Here is a 20,217-nt window from a genome sequence, read left to right on the forward strand (position 1 = left end):
ATATAAGGAAAAAATATGTCTCCAAAAGCTACTAACTCTTCCCCTAACGGTCATGATAAGATGGCAAAAAAAACACATTCCATACAATCTGTTGTTAACGGTGCGGTTTCAAATCATAACACTTATGATGAAGTACCGTATGAAAGCTACCCATATGCTCTTACAAATCCTTATCACTTAAGTACACTTGCAACTCTTTTCGGTGTAAATGCTCCTGAAGTCGAGAATGCTAAAATATTAGAGCTTGGTTGTGCAGCAGGCGGTAATTTAATACCACATGCAGTTCTTTATCCAAAAGCGTATTTTGTTGGGGTTGATTTGTCTAAGGTACAAATTGACGAAGCAAATAAAAATGTTAAAGCACTAGGATTAAAAAATATAGAGTTCTATCATTGTTCGATAACCGATATTAACGATTCTTTCGGTAAGTTTGATTATATAATTTGCCATGGCGTAATTTCTTGGGTACCAAAAACCGTTAGAGATAAAATTTTTGAAGTTTGTAATAAAAATCTTAGTCCAAATGGAATAGCATATATTAGCTATAATACCCTCCCTGGCTGGAATATGGTCCGTACTATTAGAGATATGATGATGTATCATTCTAGCTCATTTGCAAATGTACAGGATAGAATAGCTCAATCTAGATTGTTACTAGAATTTGTTAAGGATAGCTTAGAAAACTCTAAAACTCCTTATGCAGAAGCATTAAAAACTGAAGCAGAGCTACTGGCTAAACAAACCGATCATTATTTACGTCATGATCATCTAGAAGAAGAAAATGCTCAATTCTACTTCTATGAATTTATGAATGAAGCAAGAAAACACAATTTACAATATTTAGCCGATTGTAATCTTTCGACTATGTATCTCGGTAATATGCCGCCGAAAGTAGTAGAGCAGTTAAAAGCGGTAAACGATATAGTGAGAACCGAACAATATATGGATTTCATTACGAATCGTCGTTTTAGAACCACTTTACTATGTCATAGTGATGTGAAAATTAATAGAAATATTAACAATGATGATATAATGAAATTTAATATAATCTTTAATATAGTGCCTGAAAAACCACTTAAAGAAGTAGATCTTAATAATGCTTCCGAAAATTTAAAATTCTTTTTAAACGGCAATAAAGACGCTAACTTAACAACTAGTTCGCCTTATATGAAAGCTATTTTATACACTTTCAGCGAAAATCTAAATAATCCGTTAAGCTTTGAGCAAATAACTACTGAAGCTAATAAAAAGTTACATAATACTAAATTAAACGAAATCAAAGCTGAGTTTTTAAATAATGCAATGAAGCTAGTACTACAAGGTTATATTAGTATTACAAATCAGAAGCATCGAAATAACCCGGAGCTTGATAAGCCTAAAACAACAAAAATGGTGATACATCAAGCAACCCATACACCTTCTATGTGGGTTACAAATTTAAAACATGAACCGATCAGCGTTAATTTCTTTGAGAAGTTTGCACTTAGATATATGGATGGTAAACATGATAAAAAAGCAATCATTGAGGCTGTACTTGGTCATGTAGAAAAAGGCGAGCTAACTTTAAGTAAAGAAGGTCAAAAAGTAGAAAATAAGGAAGAAATATGCAAAGAACTAGAAAGCTTATTTATTCCGATGATCAAGAAATTTGCTTCTAATGCTTTGTTGGTATAGCCAATTTGTACTCTGTCATACCGTGGTCTTGCCACGGTATCCATGATACTAAACAAAAATTATTTATTGATTCTCCTACGCCAATGGCGTATAATTGTTATGAGTAAAAAACTGATTTCAGTTGTTGAGCTGCCAGAGTTTCAAAAATTCGCTAAGAATAATTTTAATGAAAAAGAATGCTTTGAAATAATACATTACATTGCTGCTAATCCTGACCAAGGTGATATAATAAAAGGCACTGAAGGTGTAAGAAAGTTACGATTTACTTTAAGTAGTAATAATAAAGGTAAAAGTGGTCGTATAAGAGTAATTTATTTTTACTACAATGAAAATATGTCGGTATTTTTAATAACCGGTTTTATAACAAGTAAGACGGACAATATTAATCATAATAGTTGTAATGAATTAAAAAAACTAACTGAAGAATTGGTAAAATTATATGTCAGACGAGGCAAAAATGAATAATAAAAATACTAATCAAACCGACAAAAGTATATTAATTGGAATGCAAGAGGCTGTTTTATACACTAAAGGAAAATTAAAAGTAAATAAACATGATATAAAATTATCTAATATAGACGTGCATGAAGCAAGAGATAAGTTAAAATTAACACAACAACAATTTGCTACAACATTTGGAGTGAGTGTTGCAACTTTAAGAAATTGGGAACAAGGCAGAAGATTACCTACCGGAGCTGCAAAATTACTTCTTAAGATTATTGAGAAAGAACCTAATGTTGTAAAACGAGTTTTACGAGGATAAAATAGAGATAAGACACAATCTATATAAACACCATGCCTATATTTTTTTATTTATTTGCAACATTAATAACTATTAGTAGCTTATGCGTTGTCTTAAGCAAAAATTCCGTATATTCGGTATTATGGTTAATTTTTGCATTTATTAACGGTGCAGGGCTTATGATTTTGCTTGGAGCAGAATTTTTAGCTATGATGCTGATAGTGATTTATGTTGGAGCTGTATCAGTATTATTCTTATTTGTGATAATGATGCTAGATATGCATTTTAATAAGACAATAACGCAGCTAAAAACAAATCTAGCTTTAAGTATTTTTATAGCTTTGATTATGTTTGCCGATTTAGTAATAGTTATTTTACTTGGTACTAAAAATATTAATTTCAACTCCAATGTATCGTTTGCCATAACAAATAATATCTCAAATACTAAAGCAATAGGAGGCGTACTCTACACAGACTTTATGCTACCGTTTCAAATGGCGGGTCTTATATTATTTGTTGCTATGATTGCATGTATTACGTTAACACTAAAGGAGCGTGAGGGAGTAAAACGTCAAGATATATCAAAACAACTACGTCACAATAAAGAAAATACTGTATTAATGACAAAACCTATTCTAAATAAAGGTGTTGAGAATATTAAATATGAATGAATATATTTCGCTTAATCATTATTTAATCTTAAGCAGCTTAGTTTTTACTATTGGAATGTTTGGATTATTTATGCATCGCAAAAATATTATCAATATATTAATGTCTATTGAGTTAATGCTGCTTGCAGTTAACATAAATTTTGTTGCATTTTCCGTATATATGCAAGAATTATCAGGACAAATTTTTAGTATTATAATCTTAACCATAGCAGCTGCCGAAACCTCAATCGGGCTTGCAATATTACTAATATATTTCCGTAATAAAGGCTCAATTGAAATTACCGACATTAATCAGATGTGGGGATAATGATGTATCAAAATATTTCTATAATGATTATTATGTTACCGCTTGTATCTAGCATAATAAATGGGCTATTCGTAAGGTTAATAGACAAAAAATTAGCGCAAGTAATTGCAACCGGCTTTTTATCTTTATCTGCCTTATTCTCATTAATAATATTTTGCGATACGGGCTTAGACGGGAATATAATTCATATTAAATTATTACCATGGATTGAGGTTGGAAATTTTAAAGTAAATTGGTCGATTTATATCGATCAGCTAACTAGCATAATGTTTATAGCCGTAACATGGGTGTCAAGCGTCGTGCATATCTACTCGCTTGGCTATATGGCCAAAGATAAGGGGATTATACGCTTCTTGTCTTTTCTTTCTTTATTCACTTTTTTTATGTTAATGCTAGTATCTAGCGATAATTTCTTACAGTTATTTTTTGGTTGGGAGGGCGTCGGCGTGTGCTCATATTTACTAATAGGTTTTTGGTATTCAAAAGAATCAGCCAATAAAGCAGCGATTAAAGCTTTTATAATAAATAGAGCCAGTGATTTTGCTTTTATCTTAGGTGTAATGACGATTATTGTTTATTGTGACTCGGCAAATTACAAAGATGTATTGTCATCTGCAGGATTATTATCTAATATAAAAATATTTTCACATTTTTCCATTCTAGACATTATTTGTTTATTATTATTCATCGGTTGTATGGGTAAATCTGCACAGATCGGTTTACATGTATGGCTTCCTGATGCGATGGAAGGACCAACTCCGGTATCTGCACTTATTCATGCAGCAACCATGGTAACGGCAGGAGTATTCTTAGTAGCACGCTGCTCATATTTATTTGAATATAGCCCTTTAATTCTACAATTTATTACGATTATCGGCGGTATTACTTGTCTTTTTGCTGCAAGCATTGCTATTATGCACAGCGATATCAAGAAGATTATTGCTTACTCAACTTGCAGTCAGCTTGGTTATATGTTCATGGCGTGCGGAGTATCTGCCTATAATAGCGGAATATTTCACTTAGTAACTCATGCCTTTTTTAAGGCCTTATTATTCTTATCAGCCGGCAACGTAATACATATCGTTCACGAGCAGGATATTTTTAAAATGGGTGATTTAAGAAATAAAATGCCGGTAACTTATGGCAACTTCTTAATCGGCTCACTTGCACTAATAGGGATTTATCCTTTGGCAGGATTTTACTCTAAAGACTCGATTTTAGAAGCAGCTTATAGTAACGGCTCGTTTATGTTTATTTTTGGAATAGCAGCAGCAATACTTACAGCTATTTATTCAATGAAGATTATTATGTTGGTATTTCATGGCAAAACTAAGCTAGAAAAAGATGTTTTTGAGCATGCTCACGAACCGGCTAAAGTAATGAATAATCCACTTATATTACTTGTCGCCGGGAGCTTTTTTAGCGGTATGATCGGTTATTATTTACTTGCTATGGACAAACCAAACGGTTATTTCCATACAAGCCTATTTAATTTACATATTTATAAGTTACTAATTAACCACCCGCCTTTATATATTAAGCTACTGCCTATGGTAGTCGGTATAGTAGGAATTGCTACTGGGATCTACTTATATAAATCAAGTACTATTATGTCATTCCCGCAAAAGCAGAAATCCAGTAAAAATATTAAAAATGCCTGGATCCTGCGGTTAAACCGCGGGATGATACCCCTTGTATTAATTCCCAACATATTACGCAATAAATATTACTTCGATGAAATATATAATTGCTTAATTGTGAAACCTATTAACTGTTTAGCTTCTTTATTTTATCTTGGCGATCAACAAATAATCGATCGTTTTGGACCAAACGGTTTTTCACGAGTCGTTAATTGCTTTAGCGTGCTTACCGGCAAAATACAAACAGGATATGTTTTTAATTATGCTTTGTATATAGTATCATTTATTGTTGTCACAATTAGTTATTTTGTTTGGAAAAACATAATGTACTGATGTTATTTGCGTTAAAAACTAAAACCGTCATTGCGAGCGAACGTAGAGAGCGTGGCAATCTCATGAAATAATAACAAATTCCTAAGATTGCTTCATCAATTACTTCATAATTTGCTGCGCCATGACAGAAAAAAACTCATAAAATCTTAAAGAATGTTAGAATTACCTATTATATCTATCAGTATTTTTCTGCCGCTAATAAGCGTGCTATATATTTTACTGTTTATTAGTCAAAGTAAAAAAGCAGATAAACCGATATATGTAATGTATGTTGCAGTGCTTAGTTCTGTTTTAACATTCATCTCAACTATCTATATTTTAATAGAGTTTAACTCCTCAAACCCTGCTTATCAATTTGTTGAACGCTACGCTTGGCTTGATGAGATTGGGCTTGAATTCCATGTAGGCGTTGACGGTATATCAATATTTTTTGTAGTTCTAACTTCTTTTCTTACTCTTATTTGTATAATTGGAAGCTTATTTACTGTTAAAAAATATATTAAAGAATATTTTGTATGTTTTTTATTAATGGAATCTTTTTGTATAGGGGCATTTACCTCGGTAAATTTACTATTGTTTTATCTGTTTTTTGAAGCAATATTAGTGCCGATGTATATTATTATCGGCGTATGGGGTGGCGAGAATAGAATATATGCGGCTCTTAAGTTCTTCTTATATACGTTCTTTGGTTCTGTATTTTTCCTACTTTCATTAATTTATATTTATAGCAAAATGCATAGCTTTGATTTAACCTATATCTTTCAGCTTACTGATAATATTCCATTATTTGCTCAGCAAATTTTATGGTGGACTATCTTTATTGCTTTTGCTGTTAAAATCCCTATGATTCCTTTTCATACTTGGCTACCCGATGCACACGTACAAGCTCCAACCAGCGGCTCGGTTATTCTTGCCGGTATTTTGCTAAAACTTGGCGGTTACGGTTTTTTAAGAGTATTACTACCTCTATGTCCAAGTGTATCACAAGAATTTGCAATCCACGTAATTTACCTTAGCGTTATTGCTATAATATATGCATCACTCGTTGCTCTTGCTCAAAAAGATATGAAGAAGATGATAGCATATTCATCTATTGCGCATATGGGGTATGTTACGATAGGTATTTTTAGCTTTACTAAAGTCGGAGTTAGCGGAGCAATATTTCAGATGCTTAGCCACGGCGTGATTTCTTCATGTCTATTCTTAATAGTTGGTACTTTGTACGAAAGATTACATACAAAAGAAATAGCTAAATATGGTGGTGTAGCAAGAAAAATGCCGGTGCTTACCGCATTTTTTATGATTGCAATGCTCGGCTCTGTCGGGTTACCCGGAACTAGTGGATTTATTGGAGAATTTTTAAGCCTGCTTGGGATTTATAAGGTGAATGTAGTAGCAACCTTTATAGCAGCTCTCGGCATAATCTTCGGGGCGGTTTACATGCTGAAATTATACAAAGAAGTAATGCTCGGTGAAATTACCAATAAAGAAATTATGCATTTCAGAGATTTATATAAATACGAAATAATCTCAATAGCTCCTTTAATATTATTAATTATTTACTTTGGTCTAATGCCGAGTTCTATTTTAAATGTATTTAGCTTATCAGTGGAAAATTTGCTGGTAAAATTTTAATTGCTTACAAAAAATATAAATGTTACTCTAATTATAGAACTTAAAAGTGAGGTTTATATGAAAAATAGTAAAAGAAGCTAAAAAATTAACCATGAATTAAACAACACAACTAAAAAACTAGGTCAAGAAGCTCATAAGGTAACAGGCATAGATATAAGTCATGTGGTAAATCCTGATGCATCAGATCATAAAGAAGCTTAAAGAGATGCTCGTGAGAAACTTGGAATTGGTAATAATAATCAACAAGATAATACAGAATTAACTGGGGCCACACCAGAAGAGCATCATGAAAATTAAATTTATTAAAAAGCAACAGATGTCATACCGTGGTTTGACCACGATATCTAGTAAAATTATTAGTATTTTGAATTGCTTTTATGGATACCGTGGTCAAACCACGGTATGACAAGGACATGCTATCACTTCATCAATTACAATTTAAAAACTTATTTGATCTAAATATTACTTTTCTTCCTTCTTCTATTACATATATAAAAGGAGCTAACGGTTGTGGGAAAAGCTCGTTGCTACGAATGATAGCAGGAATTATGCAACCGAGTAGCGGTAATATCTACTATAGAAACTGTAATATTAACAATATCGCTAAACTTTACTGCACTTATATCGGTCATAATTTAGGTCTAAAATCAGAAATGACTATTTTTGAGAACCTAAAATTTTGGTCGGAAATTTATAATTCTGCTGAAACCCTATATGCTGCTATTCATTACTTCAAATTACACGACTTATTAGATAAAAAATGCTATAGTTTATCTAGCGGAATGCAGAAAATCGTAGCCATAGCAAGGCTTATTGCTTGCCAATCTGACTTATGGCTACTTGATGAAGTTGAAACTAACTTAAGCAAAGAAAATAGGGATTTACTAAATAATCTAATTGTCATGAAAGCAAATAGCGGTGGTATTGTTCTTCTATCCTCTCATCTAGAAAGCTCTATAAAATCTGCACAGATATTACAGCTTGATTAATTATTATTGTTTTGCATATTTTTATAAATCTCCCAATGTACAATAAAAAATATAAGGCTAACTATAATCCAAATTGAATAATCCATTATTGTACTTACAGCATGTGTTTTAGTAACTTCTCTATATTATTCTTATAACTAATTCTCTTGTCTTCTAACTCTCTTTTGGAGGCAACCCTTTAATTGTTCATATAAATCCTTATCAATATGATTTTAGCTCTAAATATTGCTCATTAGTACTATATTTTATAAGTTCCTCTTATTCGGTATGAATAATGTAATGAATGCATTAAATGTAACAGAACCACAATAGCATAATATACGTATATATTCCGAATAAATGAAGAGTAACTAAACGAGTATATTACCTATACTCGTAATCTTTGTGTAGTTTACTAGCGAGTGCCTGTTCCCATCTATCGCCATTTTGCAATAATCTTTCCTTATCGTAAATAAGTGCGGTACGAGTTAGACTTGCAAACTCAAAATTAGGACCTTCAACTATTGCATCTACAGGGCAAGCTTCCTGACATAATCCGCAATAAATACATTTTGTCATATCTATATCATAACGAGTAGCACGCCTGCTGCCGTCTTCTCGTTCGTCCGCTTCAATTACTATCGCTTGTGCCGGACAAATCGCCTCACAGAGCTTGCACGCAATGCAGCGTTCTTCACCGTTTTCATAGCGACGCAGGGCATGTTCACCCTTAAATCTTGGACTAACAGGGCTTTTTTCATAAGGATAATTTATGGTAACTTTGGGCTTAAAGAAATACTTTAAAGTCAAAGCCATCGCCCTTACTATCTCATATAGAAAAAACGATTTTAAATAGTTTATCATAAAAATTATATATTAAAGATCGATGTATTTCTGCGGGGCATCATCCACATGGATACCGAGTCGTCATTGCGAACAGCTGTAGGCTGCGTGGCAATCTCGTCAAATATCCTGAGATTGCTTTGTCAATTACTTTGTAATTTCCTCGCAATAACGGGTAAACCACTCAAGCAACAATGACAATAACACCTAAATACTCGGTAAATTATCTGTATAAATAAGCACGCTTGATACTAACACCACCCAAAATAAAGTTAGAGGTAAAAATACTTTCCAGCCAAGTCGCATTAATTGATCATAGCGATATCTTGGTAAGGTTGCTCTAATCCATAAAAAACAAAACAATAAGAATCCAACCTTAAATACAAACCAAAAGAACCCTGGAATACAATCTAACCACGATATATTAAAGGGCGGCAAGTAACCTCCTAAAAAGAAAGTCGTAGTCATTGCACTAACTAATATCATATTAGCATATTCACCTAGAAAAAATAAAGCAAATCCCATAGAGGAATATTCAACATTATAGCCAGCGACTAACTCCGATTCTGCTTCAGGTAAATCAAAAGGTAATCTATTTGTTTCGGCAAGCACCGAGATAAAAAACACGATACCCATAGGTAGTAGTATTAAATCAATCCACCACGGTATTGTTCTTTGTGCTTCAATGATCTCACTTAAATTGAGAGTACCGGTAGTAAGTAGCACGGTAATAATAACCAGCCCCATCGACACTTCATAAGAAATCATTTGGGCAGAGGAACGTATAGCTCCTAAAAAAGCATATTTTGAGTTACTAGCCCAGCCAGCAATAATAATACCGTAAACACTTAAAGAGGAAATAGCAAGAATATATAAAACACCTACATTAATATCTGCCAGAACTAAGTCCTTTGCAAATGGTATAACTGCCCAACCAATTAAACTTAATATAAAAGTTATCATCGGTGCTAAAATAAATAATATTTTATCGGAATTGGTTGGAATGATCGGCTCTTTGAATAAGAGCTTAACCGCATCGGCAATAGGCTGAAGTAATCCAAACGGACCGACAACGTTAGGTCCTCGTCGAAGCTGCATTAATCCAATAACACGACGCTCTGCATATGTTAAATACGCAACACACAATATTAAAGGGATAGTAATTGCAACTACCTTTAGAGCGATGATAATTAACGGAGAAATATATTCAAAAAAGAGTTCTAGCATAATTGTACTCTTATTATGTCATTCCCGCAAAAGTGGGAATCCAGAAAATAATTTACAAAAAAAGAGCTGAATTCTCGCTTTTGCGGGAATGACATACGGGGTGAGAATAGCATATTTTTCATCATGCCGCCTCCTCGTCTCTTGCTTCCTTAGCCTCAACGCACTTAGCCATAGTGACCGAATTTTTACTAATCACGTCAGTCATATAATAATTAATAGGTTCTGCAGTTATAGGCTCTTTTGATAATTTATCTTTAGAGCTAAACTTACTAAATTTATTTTCTATAATTCTATCAATACTAGCAAATACCTTATATTCTTTAGCAAGTCTTACTCTTACTTCTTGCAAATTATCCATTCCGATATCTATTTTTAGATAACCGGCAAGCTCTTTAATAATTTCTATATCTTCTTTAGCTACTCCTACAGACGATACTGCTTTTTCTGCTATTTGCGGTCTACCTTCTAAATTTACGTAAATTCCGCTCTGCTCGGTATAAGCAGCCGCAGGTAAAATTACATCAGCACTGCTAGCACCTACGTCCCCGTGGTGTCCTTGATATATTATAAAAGTCGATTTCAGCTTATCAAATGGGACGGCGTCCGCTCCAAGTAAATAAGCGAGTTCCAACTCTTCAAGCCTAATAGGAGTATTAAAACCAATATCAAGACCGCCAACTATAGAAGCGTGATTATGCAATATATTAAAGCCTTTCCAATCATCACGCATAATATTATATTCAGTCACTATCTTATGAATAAGCGACAATATAGCATATCCGTCACCTCTTGCATATACACCGTCACCTACTATAATCATCAGATATTTTGCCGCTTTTAAGGCTTGCGTAAACTCATGAGTACCAATGGCTAGTTCCTCAATAATCTTAATATCACTTCCTAAATCCTGAATTTTATAGGTTTGGTTATGCCCTCTACCTATTCTTGCTACTTTTAGTGAATTGGCACGTACTCGCATACCTATTCTACTATTTAATACTGGAGCTATTTGCCTTGGATTTGCTCCGATTAGCAAACATAAATCAGCCTTTTCTATCTCTGCAATAGTAGTATTAAATAAATAATTGCCTCGCTGCGTGGTATCTAGTTTATAGTCAAACTGATTAACACTGTAATTATTAGAGCCAAGCTTTTGCAATAATGTTTTTAACATAAACATTGCTTCAACAGAAGAGAGAGAACCAGCAATAGCAGCAATTTTTGCTGATTTTACGGATTTTATTTTATCCGCTACTGTCTTTAAAACTTCACTCCAACTAGCTTCTACTAACTTACCGTTTTTTCTGATATAAGGACGATCCAAGCGCTGATATTTTAAACCATCATAACTAAAACGATTCTTATCCGAAAGCCACTCTTCATTTATTTCTTCATTAACACGAGGTAATATCCTCATTACCTCATCGCCTCTACTATCAATACGAATATTAGAGCCTTCGGCATCATGCACTCCAATGCTAGCGGTATGTTTTAGCTCCCATTTACGAGCTTTAAAAGCATAAGGCTTAGAATTCAAAGCACCGACGGGACAAATATCGATCATATTACCGGAAATTTCGGAATCTAAAGTTTGCTCTAAATATGAAGTTACTTCCATTTGTTCTCCACGGTGAATAGCGCCCATTTCCTCTATTCCCGCTATATCGCTCGCAAATCTAATACATCTTGTGCATTGTATGCATCTAGTCATTGCTGTTTTAATCAGCGGTCCCATATATTTATCTTTAATAGATCTCTTATTTTCGTGGAACCTATTAGTACCTTTGCCGTATCTGAAAGCCTGATCCTGTAAATCACACTCTCCGCCCTGATCACAAATAGGACAATCTAAAGGATGGTTAATCAGTAAAAACTTCATCACTCCTTCACGTGCTTTTCTTACCATAGGCGTATCGGTATGAATAACCATACCGTTACTTACCGGCATAGCACAAGAAGCTATAGGCTTTGGTGATTTTTCCATTTCAACCAAGCACATACGGCAATTACCAGCGATTTTTAGATGCTCATGATAACAAAAATGAGGGATTTCTTTTCCTGCTTGTGTACAGGCTTGATAAACAGTGCTACCTTCTGATACTTCTATTTCAGAGCCGTCTATGTTCAGCTTTATCATTTTTATTTTATCCAATAAGTCATAGGGTTTGGGTATGCTTTGTCTTCTATCATATATTTAAAACCGATGGCAACACGAAGTATATACCAAACAGCGAGTATAAAGTATAGTACTACTCCAATCATGATAAACGTAAATACAAAACATACAATCCACCCAAGAACCCCAAGGCAAAAAGTACGAAATAAAAACACGTAATGACTAATTGCAAAGTTATCGCCTTTATCTTTGTTAAGATATGCAAAAAATACCCCGATTAACGGCAATATCGGAGCTACGATCCCACATAAATATAATATATATACCACAATTAAATTTTTCTTACCGCTCTCGGTATATTCTTTAAGATGCTTGTCCATATTTTTACCTTTTTATGTCGTTCCCGTGTAGCGTTGTTGCATGGCTATCTGAGTTATCATTGCGAGCAGCTGTAGGCTGCGTGGCAATCTCATGAAATAATAACAAACTCCTAATATTGCGTACGTACAATTGTTACGCAATTTCTTTGCAATGACGATACCAGCAAACTACCCCTTCAAACTCTCTACCACAAAATGCATAATACTGCCGTGCTTTATATAATTTATCTCATTATCCGTAAATATTTGCAATATTAAATCGATTGTTCTTATTTCACCGGTTTGTTTTTTTATCACGCATTTAACAGGATTATAAGAGCTTATATTCTCGCTTAAGCCTATAATGTCAATAGTTTCTGAACCGTCTAACTTTAAATCTAATCTTGTATTATTGCCGGTAAAAGTTAGTGGTAAAATACCCATACCTACTAAATTTGAGCGATGTATTCGCTCAAAGCTCTCGGCAATCACTGCCTTTACACCAAGCAACCCAGGCCCTTTTGCTGCCCAGTCTCTAGATGAGCCACTACCATATTCTTTACCTGCAAAAATCACTACCGATACATCATGAGCTTTGTAGTCCATAGCTGCATCGTAGATAGTTTGCTGCGTGCCACTTAACTGGTTTATGGTAAACCCGCCTTCTACACCTTGACACATCTCATTTTTTATACGAATATTAGCAAATGCGCCACGCATCATTACTTCATGATTTCCTCTACGTGATCCGTAAGAGTTAAAATCTAGAGGCTCTATATGATGGTCCATTAAATATTTAGCAGCAGGACTGGTTTTACTAATACTACCTGCCGGCGAAATATGATCGGTAGTAATAGAATCACCAAAAATTGCTAGAATTTTTGCAGATTTTATATCTTGTATATTATTCTTGCTGCCTATATCCTCAAAATAAGGCGGATTATTAATATAGGTACTATTCTTATTCCAGTTATAAGTAGAACTATTAGTAACCTGTAAATCTTTCCACTCTTTCGTTCCGCTAAATATATCAGAATATTTTTCTATAAACATAGAGGAATTAATTGAATTTGCAATAACTTCATCTATCTCTTCTTTGCTTGGCCAAATATCTTTTAAATAAATATTTTCTCCTATAGGCATATTTGTTAGATCTATATTAAGAGTGCCGCTAAGTGCATATGCTACAACTAAAATAGGCGAGCCGAGATAGCTTGCTTTAGTAAGCGGATTAATTCGCCCTTCAAAATTCCTATTACCAGATAAAACAGAAGCAACAACTAGCCTGTTTTTGTTAATAGTTTCTTCTATTTCTGGATTTAGAGATCCGGAATTACCGATGCAAGTAGTGCAGCCGTAACCTACTAGATTAAACCCTAATTCATCTAAAAATTTATCAAGACCGCTAAGCTTCAAATATTCCGTTACGACTTTTGAACCAGGAGCAAGAGAAGTTTTAACCCAAGGTTTTACCTTTAACCCGTGTTCTAGTGCTTTTTTAGCAAGCAGTGCTGCACCAATCATAACCGAAGGATTAGAAGTATTAGTACAGCTAGTAATTGCTGCAATTACCACATCGCCGTTACCGATTTCGTAATTCTGATTTGCTACAGCATATTTTTTATCAATGTCTTTATTTTCTAAAGCAAAATTCGGTAATTCATATTTAAAATTACTTGCTACATCGTTTAAGTTTACTCGATCTTGCGGACGTTTTGGACCGGCAAGTGAACTATGTACCGTAGATAAATCTAGCTCTAAAACCTCAGTATATTCTGCCGCATGTTCAAAATCATACCAAAGATTCTGCTTGATTGCGTATTTCTCTACTAATCTGGTTTGCGTTTTTTCTCTACCTGTTAGCTCTAGATATTTTATAGTTGCTTGATCAATCGGGAAAAAGCCGCAAGTAGCACCGTATTCAGGCGACATATTAGAAATAGTAGCACGATCGGCAATTGTTAGGTTTTTAAGCCCCTCACCGAAAAACTCGACAAATTTACCTACTACTTTCTTTTTCCGCAACATCTCGGTAACGGTTAAAACTAAATCGGTTGCGGTAGCTATGCCTGTTAATGTTCCTGTTAGTTTTACCCCAATCACCTCCGGCAGGATCATAGTAAGAGGTTGACCTAGCATGGCAGCTTCTGCCTCTATTCCGCCGACTCCCCAACCAAGCACCGATAAACCGTTCACCATAGTTGTATGGCTATCTGTTCCAACTAAACTATCAGGATAAAGGGTGCCGTCTTTATGCCACACGACTTTTGCTAAATATTCTAAATTTACCTGATGACAAATACCCGTACCCGGTGGCACTACTTTAAAATTATTAAATGCTTGCTGCCCCCATTTAAGAAATACATAACGCTCTATATTACGTTTCATTTCCATTTGAACATTTTTATCGAATGAATCCTTAGCTGCATAAGAATCAACGCTTACGGAATGGTCTATTACCAAATCAACAGGAATAAGCGGGTTAATTTTTAACGGATCGCCTCCTATTTTCTTGATCGCATCACGCATAGCTGCCAAATCTACAATAGCAGGCACACCGGTAAAGTCCTGCATCAAAACTCTTGCCGGCATAAAATCTATTTCCGCATCAGATTTTTTAGTTTTTAGCCATTCTTTAAATACAAGTAAGCTTTGCTTTGAACCATTAGAACGTAATACATTCTCAAATAATACTCTTAAACTATATGGAAGCTTTTTTAAGGGAAGATCGATATCGCTTGCCGCTTTATTTATATCGTAAATTTTGTATGAAGTATTATCGACTGATAACTCTTGTATATATTCTGAATTATGTACTTTTAACATTTGTTTCTCACTTGATTATGTGGAATGAACATCGTCATTACGAGCAGCCGTAGACTGCGTGACAATCTCAGGAAGTTTGACAAGATTGCCGCATCACTTCTTCACTCCTCGCAATGACAGAAAAAAGCCTTACAATGACATTAAAATAACCTTATCCCCAAACGTAGATTTTTCAAACAAATTAATGTTGAGCTGATAAAGATTTTTGAAGATCGAGAAGCTTAGTTGCTATTTCCGCTTCACTTAAATTCGTAACGTTAATAGCCGTTTCCGTAGCTATATTAATATAATTTGCCATTACTTCGATTACACCGCCGGAAATAAGATAAGTGTTTTCGGATTTATGCATATCATCTATACAAACCTGCACTAAACCGGCTTTTAAACTAACAAGCATCGGAACGTGACCCGACAGCACCCCAAACATACCCTCCTCACCCGGCATTGTTACCATTTTAGCTTGCTTTTCAAATGCAATACTTAAAGGAGTAATTATTTTGACTAGAATTGTTGCATTCATAGAATAATATAGTAAAATTACTACGTCATTCCCGCCTACGCGGAAATGACATCAACGTCACTTCAACGTCTGCGCCTTCTCTATAGCCTCGTCTATAGTTCCGACCATATAAAAGGCAGCTTCTGGTAAATCATCGTATTTACCCTCTACAAGTCCTTTAAAGCCTGCGATAGTATCGGCTAGATCAACAAATTTGCCTGCAGCTCCGGTAAATACTTCAGCGACATGGAAAGGCTGCGATAAGAAACGCTGTATTTTTCTAGCACGTGCCACGGTTAGTTTATCTTCTTCGGATAGCTCATCCATACCTAAAATAGCGATAATATCCTGCAACGATTTATAAGTTTGTAAAACCTGCTGCACTTGTCTTGCTATACTATAATGTTCTTCACCAACAATCATCGGATCAAGTACCTGCGAATTACTATCTAACGGATCAACTGCCGGATAAATCCCAAACTCGGCGATCTGACGGCTAAGTACCGTTGTAGCATCTAAATGTGCAAAAGAAGTAGCAGGAGCAGGATCAGTTAAATCATCCGCCGGTACATATACAGCCTGCACGGAAGTTATTGAGCCATGCTTAGTAGAGGTGATACGCTCTTGTAGTTCGCCCATATCGGTTGCAAGAGTAGGCTGATACCCTACCGCTGACGGAATCCTACCGAGTAACGCCGATACTTCAGAACCTGCTTGAGTAAAACGGAAAATATTATCTACAAAAAACAAAACATCTTGCCCTTCATTCATATCTCTAAAACTCTCCGCAATGGTCAGACCGCTTAACGCAACTCTTGCCCTTGCTCCCGGCGGCTCGTTCATTTGTCCATAAACTAAAGCTACTTTTGACTTTTCAGGCTCTGCAAGGTTAATAACACCCGAGTCAATCATTTCATGGTAAAGATCATTACCTTCTCTAGTTCTCTCACCGACTCCTGCAAATACCGTATAACCGCCGTGTGCTTTAGCTATGTTATTAATAAGCTCCATTATAAGCACGGTTTTACCGACTCCTGCACCACCGAATAGTCCTATTTTACCACCTTTAGTATAAGGAGCAAGTAAATCAATAACTTTAATACCGGTTACTAATATATTACACTCGGTTGACTGATTGGTAAAATCAGGAGCAGGCTTATATATAGAAGAAATATTTGAGCTTTTAATTTCTCCTTTACCGTCAATCGGCTCACCTACAACATTCATAATACGCCCAAGCGTCTCAGTACCTACAGGAATACTAATAGGACTGCCTGTATCTATTACTTCTGCGCCCCGCACTAACCCTTCCGTAGAATCCATAGCAATACAACGCACCGTATTATCACCTATATGTTGTGCCACTTCCAGTACTATCCTTTGTTTATCGTTATAGCACTCTAGAGCATTTAAAATTTCCGGCAACTCACCATTATTCGTAAATTTTACATCCACCACCGCTGAAATAATCTGAGTAATTTTTCCAATATTTTTTGTCATGATTTTTTCTTTTGTTAAAAAATATACTACAAATAAAATGAAAGACAGATAGACGCAGTTTAATGTGGAAAAGAGCAAGGCATTTCATATTTTTTGACAGCGTACATACTAGTACGTGAGGATCAAAATATAAAACAACGACGACGCCAACTTTTCAAATTAAACGAGTATATCTAAACCGCTTCTGAACCAGCTATAATCTCTATTAATTCTGTAGTAATAATAGTCTGTCTTGATCTATTTAGTTTTAAAACTAACTTGCTTATTAAAGCATTAGCATTATTTGTTGCATTTTCCATAGCGGTCATTCTAGCTCCCTCCTCACTTGCTCTACTTTGTAGTAAAGCATAATTTATTTGGGAATTCACATATAAATTAATTAGATTAGAAATGAGATTCTCTCCCTCATATTCATAATTATAGTCAATTGATTTGGACTCGCCTACTATGTCACTCGTCGCTCTCCTATTATTTATAGGCTTTGCTCCTCGTTCCTTGTATCCGAATCCGACTAAATTAACTATAGGATTACCTATCATAGAATCATCTTGATATTTTGCTACCGGTAAAATCTGTTGTCTAGTCATAATTTGGGTCATTGCGTTCTTAAATTTATTAAAATATATAACACAATTACTAATTTCCAGATTTTCTACTGCCGACATAATTTTTTGTTTTACTTGTAGCATCAGATTTTCATCATGAATTTTGGGTAACTCAAAATAACTATCAATATAATTTACATATTGTCTTTTTAGTGCTTCGTAACCTTTTTTTCCAATAATGATAAGTTTTATTTGTTCGCCTTTATTTTCTAACTCTTTAATATCATTCTTAACTTGCTTAATTATACTATAATTAAATGTTCCGCATAAACCACGCTGTGATGTCATAACTATCAATAAATTTGCTTTATTCGGCACGATATTAAAAAATTTCTGCTCTTCTATAGATAACTCATATATATCAATTAATAATATAGCAGACATCATTTTACTAATAGCCTCAATATAAAAATTTGAATTGGCTATTTGACTCTTTATTTTTGCCATTTTAGAAGCTGATACTAGTTGCATTGCTTTAGTAATCTTTTGTGTAGATTTAACACTTTTAATTCTAGTTCTTAATTGCTTTAAATTTGACATATTTATTTAGTATTTTTATGTCATTGCGAGGAACGAAGCTCGGTTGCAATCTCATCAAATATCCTGAGATTGTCATGCTCCTGTCAATCGCTCGCAATGACGATTTAGTATCCACACAAAAACAACATCATCTTATTTAACAAATTCCTTAACGAAGTTTTCTAAAAATGCTTTCAGTTTCTGCTCGGTTTCTTCGGTTATACGTTGCTCGTTTTTTATTGATTCCAAAATATCTTTTTTATTTAACCTTATTTCCGTAAGCATTTTATCTTCAAATTCTTTTACTTTCTGAAGCGGGATATCATTTAAATATTTCTTAGTTCCGACATAAATACTTACTATTTGTTCTTCTACCGGAAAAGGATGATATTGAGCTTGTTTTAATATCTCAACTAATCTTTTACCGTGATCGATTTGTGCTTTAGTGGTAGGGTCTAAATCTGATCCAAATTGCGAGAAAGACTCAAGCTCTCTAAATTGAGCAAGCTCTAGCTTTACCGAACCTGCTACCTGCTTCATAGCCTTTATTTGTGCTGCAGAACCAACACGGCTTACCGAAATACCAACATTAACAGCAGGTCTTATGCCTTTATAAAATAGCTCACTTTCTAAGAAAATTTGACCATCACTAATCGAAATAACATTTGTTGGGATATATGCGGATACATCACCTGCTTGCGTTTCGATTATAGGAAGAGCAGTAAGTGAACCGCTGTCTTTTTCCTCTGACATTTTAGCAGCACGCTCAAGCAACCTTGAATGCAGGTAGAACACGTCGCCGGGATAGGCTTCTCGCCCGGGAGGTCTTCTAAGTAATAATGAGATTTGTCTATATGCAACGGCATGCTTACTTAAATCATCATAAATAATAAGTGCGTGCATGCCGTTATCACGAAAATATTCGCCCATACTACAGGCAGAATAAGGAGCAATGAATTGAAGAGCTGCAGCTTCCGAAGCAGTAGCCGAAACAACGAGTGTATAGTCCATGGCTCCAGCATCTTCTAGTTTTTTTACTATTTGTGCAACACTTGATCTTTTCTGCCCAATAGCTACATAAATACAATAAATTTTATCACTTTCATCAGTAAGTGAATGAGCTTGTTTTTGATTAATAATAGTATCAACGGCTATAGCCGTTTTTCCGGTTTGCCTATCACCGATTATTAACTCTCTTTGTCCTCTACCTATTGGGATTAACGAATCTATAACCTTTATTCCGGTTTGTACGGGTTCGCTCACGCTCGTTCTTTCTATTATCCCCGGAGCCTTCATCTCGATATGTCTGTACTCTTTACTTGCAATATCGCCTTTGCCATCAATAGGATTACCTAGAGCATCAACAACACGACCAAGCAAAGCTTTTCCTACCGGTACTTCTAAAACTTTTTTAGTTCTTTTGACATTATCACCTTGCTGTACTTGGTTATCATCCCCCATAATTACAGCACAAACACTATCGTTTTCCAAGTTTAAAACAAGGCCCTTAACACCGGATTTAAATTCTACTACTTCACCGGATTTTACATTAGCAAGACCGTAAATTTGGGCTACACCGTCACCGACGGTTATTACCTGCCCTACTTCCTCAAGCTCACTTAAGCAATTAATATTAGCTATTTCCTTTTGTAATATTTCAGCTACTTCAATAGGCGTTAGTTTCATGTGGTTTATGTCTCCTAATTTTCTTGTCATTGCGAGCAGCCGTAGGCTTCGTGGCAACCTCATAAAA

17 protein-coding genes are annotated in these 20,217 nt (G+C 34.8%); 8 read left to right on the plus strand and 9 right to left on the minus strand.

Annotation, left to right across the window (positions count from 1 at the left end; all coding sequences use genetic code 11):
- Positions 1-15 precede the first annotated feature (15 nt).
- The 8 genes from QUD19_RS01435 to ccmA all read left to right on the plus strand — a co-directional run bounded on the left by QUD19_RS01435 (position 16) and on the right by ccmA (position 7,991).
- Positions 16-1,674 carry a methyltransferase regulatory domain-containing protein gene (locus tag QUD19_RS01435; RefSeq protein WP_498808313.1) on the plus strand — a complete coding sequence of 553 codons (1,659 nt, stop codon included), beginning with the start codon at positions 16-18 and terminating at the stop codon, positions 1,672-1,674.
- A gap of 99 nt (positions 1,675-1,773) precedes the next feature.
- Positions 1,774-2,139, plus strand: coding sequence for a type II toxin-antitoxin system RelE/ParE family toxin (locus QUD19_RS01440; RefSeq protein ID WP_498808314.1), 366 nt, complete (start codon positions 1,774-1,776; stop codon positions 2,137-2,139).
- A complete protein-coding gene (locus tag QUD19_RS01445; RefSeq protein WP_498808315.1) occupies positions 2,132-2,437 on the plus strand; it encodes a helix-turn-helix domain-containing protein in 306 nt (101 codons plus the stop codon). Before QUD19_RS01440 ends, QUD19_RS01445 begins: the two co-directional genes overlap by 8 nt.
- A gap of 32 nt (positions 2,438-2,469) precedes the next feature.
- Entirely contained in the window at positions 2,470-3,087 is a 618-nt protein-coding gene (locus QUD19_RS01450) for an NADH-quinone oxidoreductase subunit J (RefSeq protein ID WP_498808316.1), read from the plus strand.
- Complete coding sequence (gene nuoK, locus QUD19_RS01455) at positions 3,080-3,394, plus strand: NADH-quinone oxidoreductase subunit NuoK (RefSeq protein ID WP_498808317.1); 315 nt, start codon at positions 3,080-3,082, stop codon at positions 3,392-3,394. The genes QUD19_RS01450 and nuoK overlap by 8 nt, the downstream gene beginning before the upstream one ends.
- A complete protein-coding gene (nuoL, locus tag QUD19_RS01460; protein WP_498808318.1) occupies positions 3,394-5,367 on the plus strand; it encodes an NADH-quinone oxidoreductase subunit L in 1,974 nt (657 codons plus the stop codon). The genes nuoK and nuoL overlap by 1 nt, the downstream gene beginning before the upstream one ends.
- Positions 5,368-5,520: 153 nt before the next feature.
- Positions 5,521-7,002, plus strand: a complete 1,482-nt coding sequence (locus tag QUD19_RS01465) for an NADH-quinone oxidoreductase subunit M (RefSeq protein ID WP_498808319.1) — start codon at positions 5,521-5,523, stop codon at positions 7,000-7,002.
- A 413-nt stretch (positions 7,003-7,415) separates the two neighbouring features.
- The gene (gene ccmA / locus QUD19_RS01470; RefSeq protein WP_498808654.1) at positions 7,416-7,991 is read left to right on the plus strand and encodes a heme ABC exporter ATP-binding protein CcmA; all 576 of its coding nucleotides are present in this window, start codon (positions 7,416-7,418) and stop codon (positions 7,989-7,991) included.
- A 363-nt stretch (positions 7,992-8,354) separates the two neighbouring features.
- On the opposite strand, the gene nuoI is transcribed toward ccmA, so the two are convergent.
- The 9 genes from nuoI to atpA all read right to left on the minus strand — a co-directional run bounded on the left by nuoI (position 8,355) and on the right by atpA (position 20,150).
- The gene (gene nuoI / locus QUD19_RS01475) at positions 8,355-8,834 is read right to left on the minus strand and encodes an NADH-quinone oxidoreductase subunit NuoI (RefSeq protein ID WP_498808320.1); all 480 of its coding nucleotides are present in this window, start codon (positions 8,832-8,834) and stop codon (positions 8,355-8,357) included.
- Positions 8,835-9,020: 186 nt separating this feature from the next.
- Entirely contained in the window at positions 9,021-10,040 is a 1,020-nt protein-coding gene (nuoH, locus tag QUD19_RS01480) for an NADH-quinone oxidoreductase subunit NuoH (protein WP_498808321.1), read from the minus strand.
- A 121-nt stretch (positions 10,041-10,161) separates the two neighbouring features.
- Complete coding sequence (gene nuoG, locus QUD19_RS01485; RefSeq protein WP_498808322.1) at positions 10,162-12,177, minus strand: NADH-quinone oxidoreductase subunit NuoG; 2,016 nt, start codon at positions 12,175-12,177, stop codon at positions 10,162-10,164.
- 2 nt (positions 12,178-12,179) lie between these two features.
- On the minus strand, positions 12,180-12,536 hold the full coding sequence (locus QUD19_RS01490; protein ID WP_498808323.1) for a DUF4870 family protein: 357 nt from the start codon (positions 12,534-12,536) through the stop codon (positions 12,180-12,182).
- Positions 12,537-12,704: 168 nt separating this feature from the next.
- Positions 12,705-15,341 (minus strand): aconitate hydratase AcnA, encoded by a 2,637-nt coding sequence (acnA, locus tag QUD19_RS01495; RefSeq protein WP_498808324.1) that lies wholly within the window; start codon positions 15,339-15,341, stop codon positions 12,705-12,707.
- A 181-nt stretch (positions 15,342-15,522) separates the two neighbouring features.
- Positions 15,523-15,861 carry a F0F1 ATP synthase subunit epsilon gene (locus tag QUD19_RS01500; RefSeq protein WP_498808325.1) on the minus strand — a complete coding sequence of 113 codons (339 nt, stop codon included), beginning with the start codon at positions 15,859-15,861 and terminating at the stop codon, positions 15,523-15,525.
- A 57-nt stretch (positions 15,862-15,918) separates the two neighbouring features.
- Complete coding sequence (gene atpD / locus QUD19_RS01505; protein ID WP_498808326.1) at positions 15,919-17,340, minus strand: F0F1 ATP synthase subunit beta; 1,422 nt, start codon at positions 17,338-17,340, stop codon at positions 15,919-15,921.
- Between the two features lie 173 nt (positions 17,341-17,513).
- Entirely contained in the window at positions 17,514-18,485 is a 972-nt protein-coding gene (gene atpG, locus QUD19_RS01510) for an ATP synthase F1 subunit gamma (protein ID WP_498808327.1), read from the minus strand.
- A 132-nt stretch (positions 18,486-18,617) separates the two neighbouring features.
- The gene (atpA, locus tag QUD19_RS01515) at positions 18,618-20,150 is read right to left on the minus strand and encodes a F0F1 ATP synthase subunit alpha (protein WP_498808328.1); all 1,533 of its coding nucleotides are present in this window, start codon (positions 20,148-20,150) and stop codon (positions 18,618-18,620) included.
- Positions 20,151-20,217 lie beyond the last annotated feature (67 nt).

Origin of the sequence: Candidatus Rickettsia kotlanii (assembly GCA_030295365.1) — a bacterium.
Taxonomy (GTDB): Bacteria; Pseudomonadota; Alphaproteobacteria; order Rickettsiales; family Rickettsiaceae; genus Rickettsia; species Rickettsia kotlanii.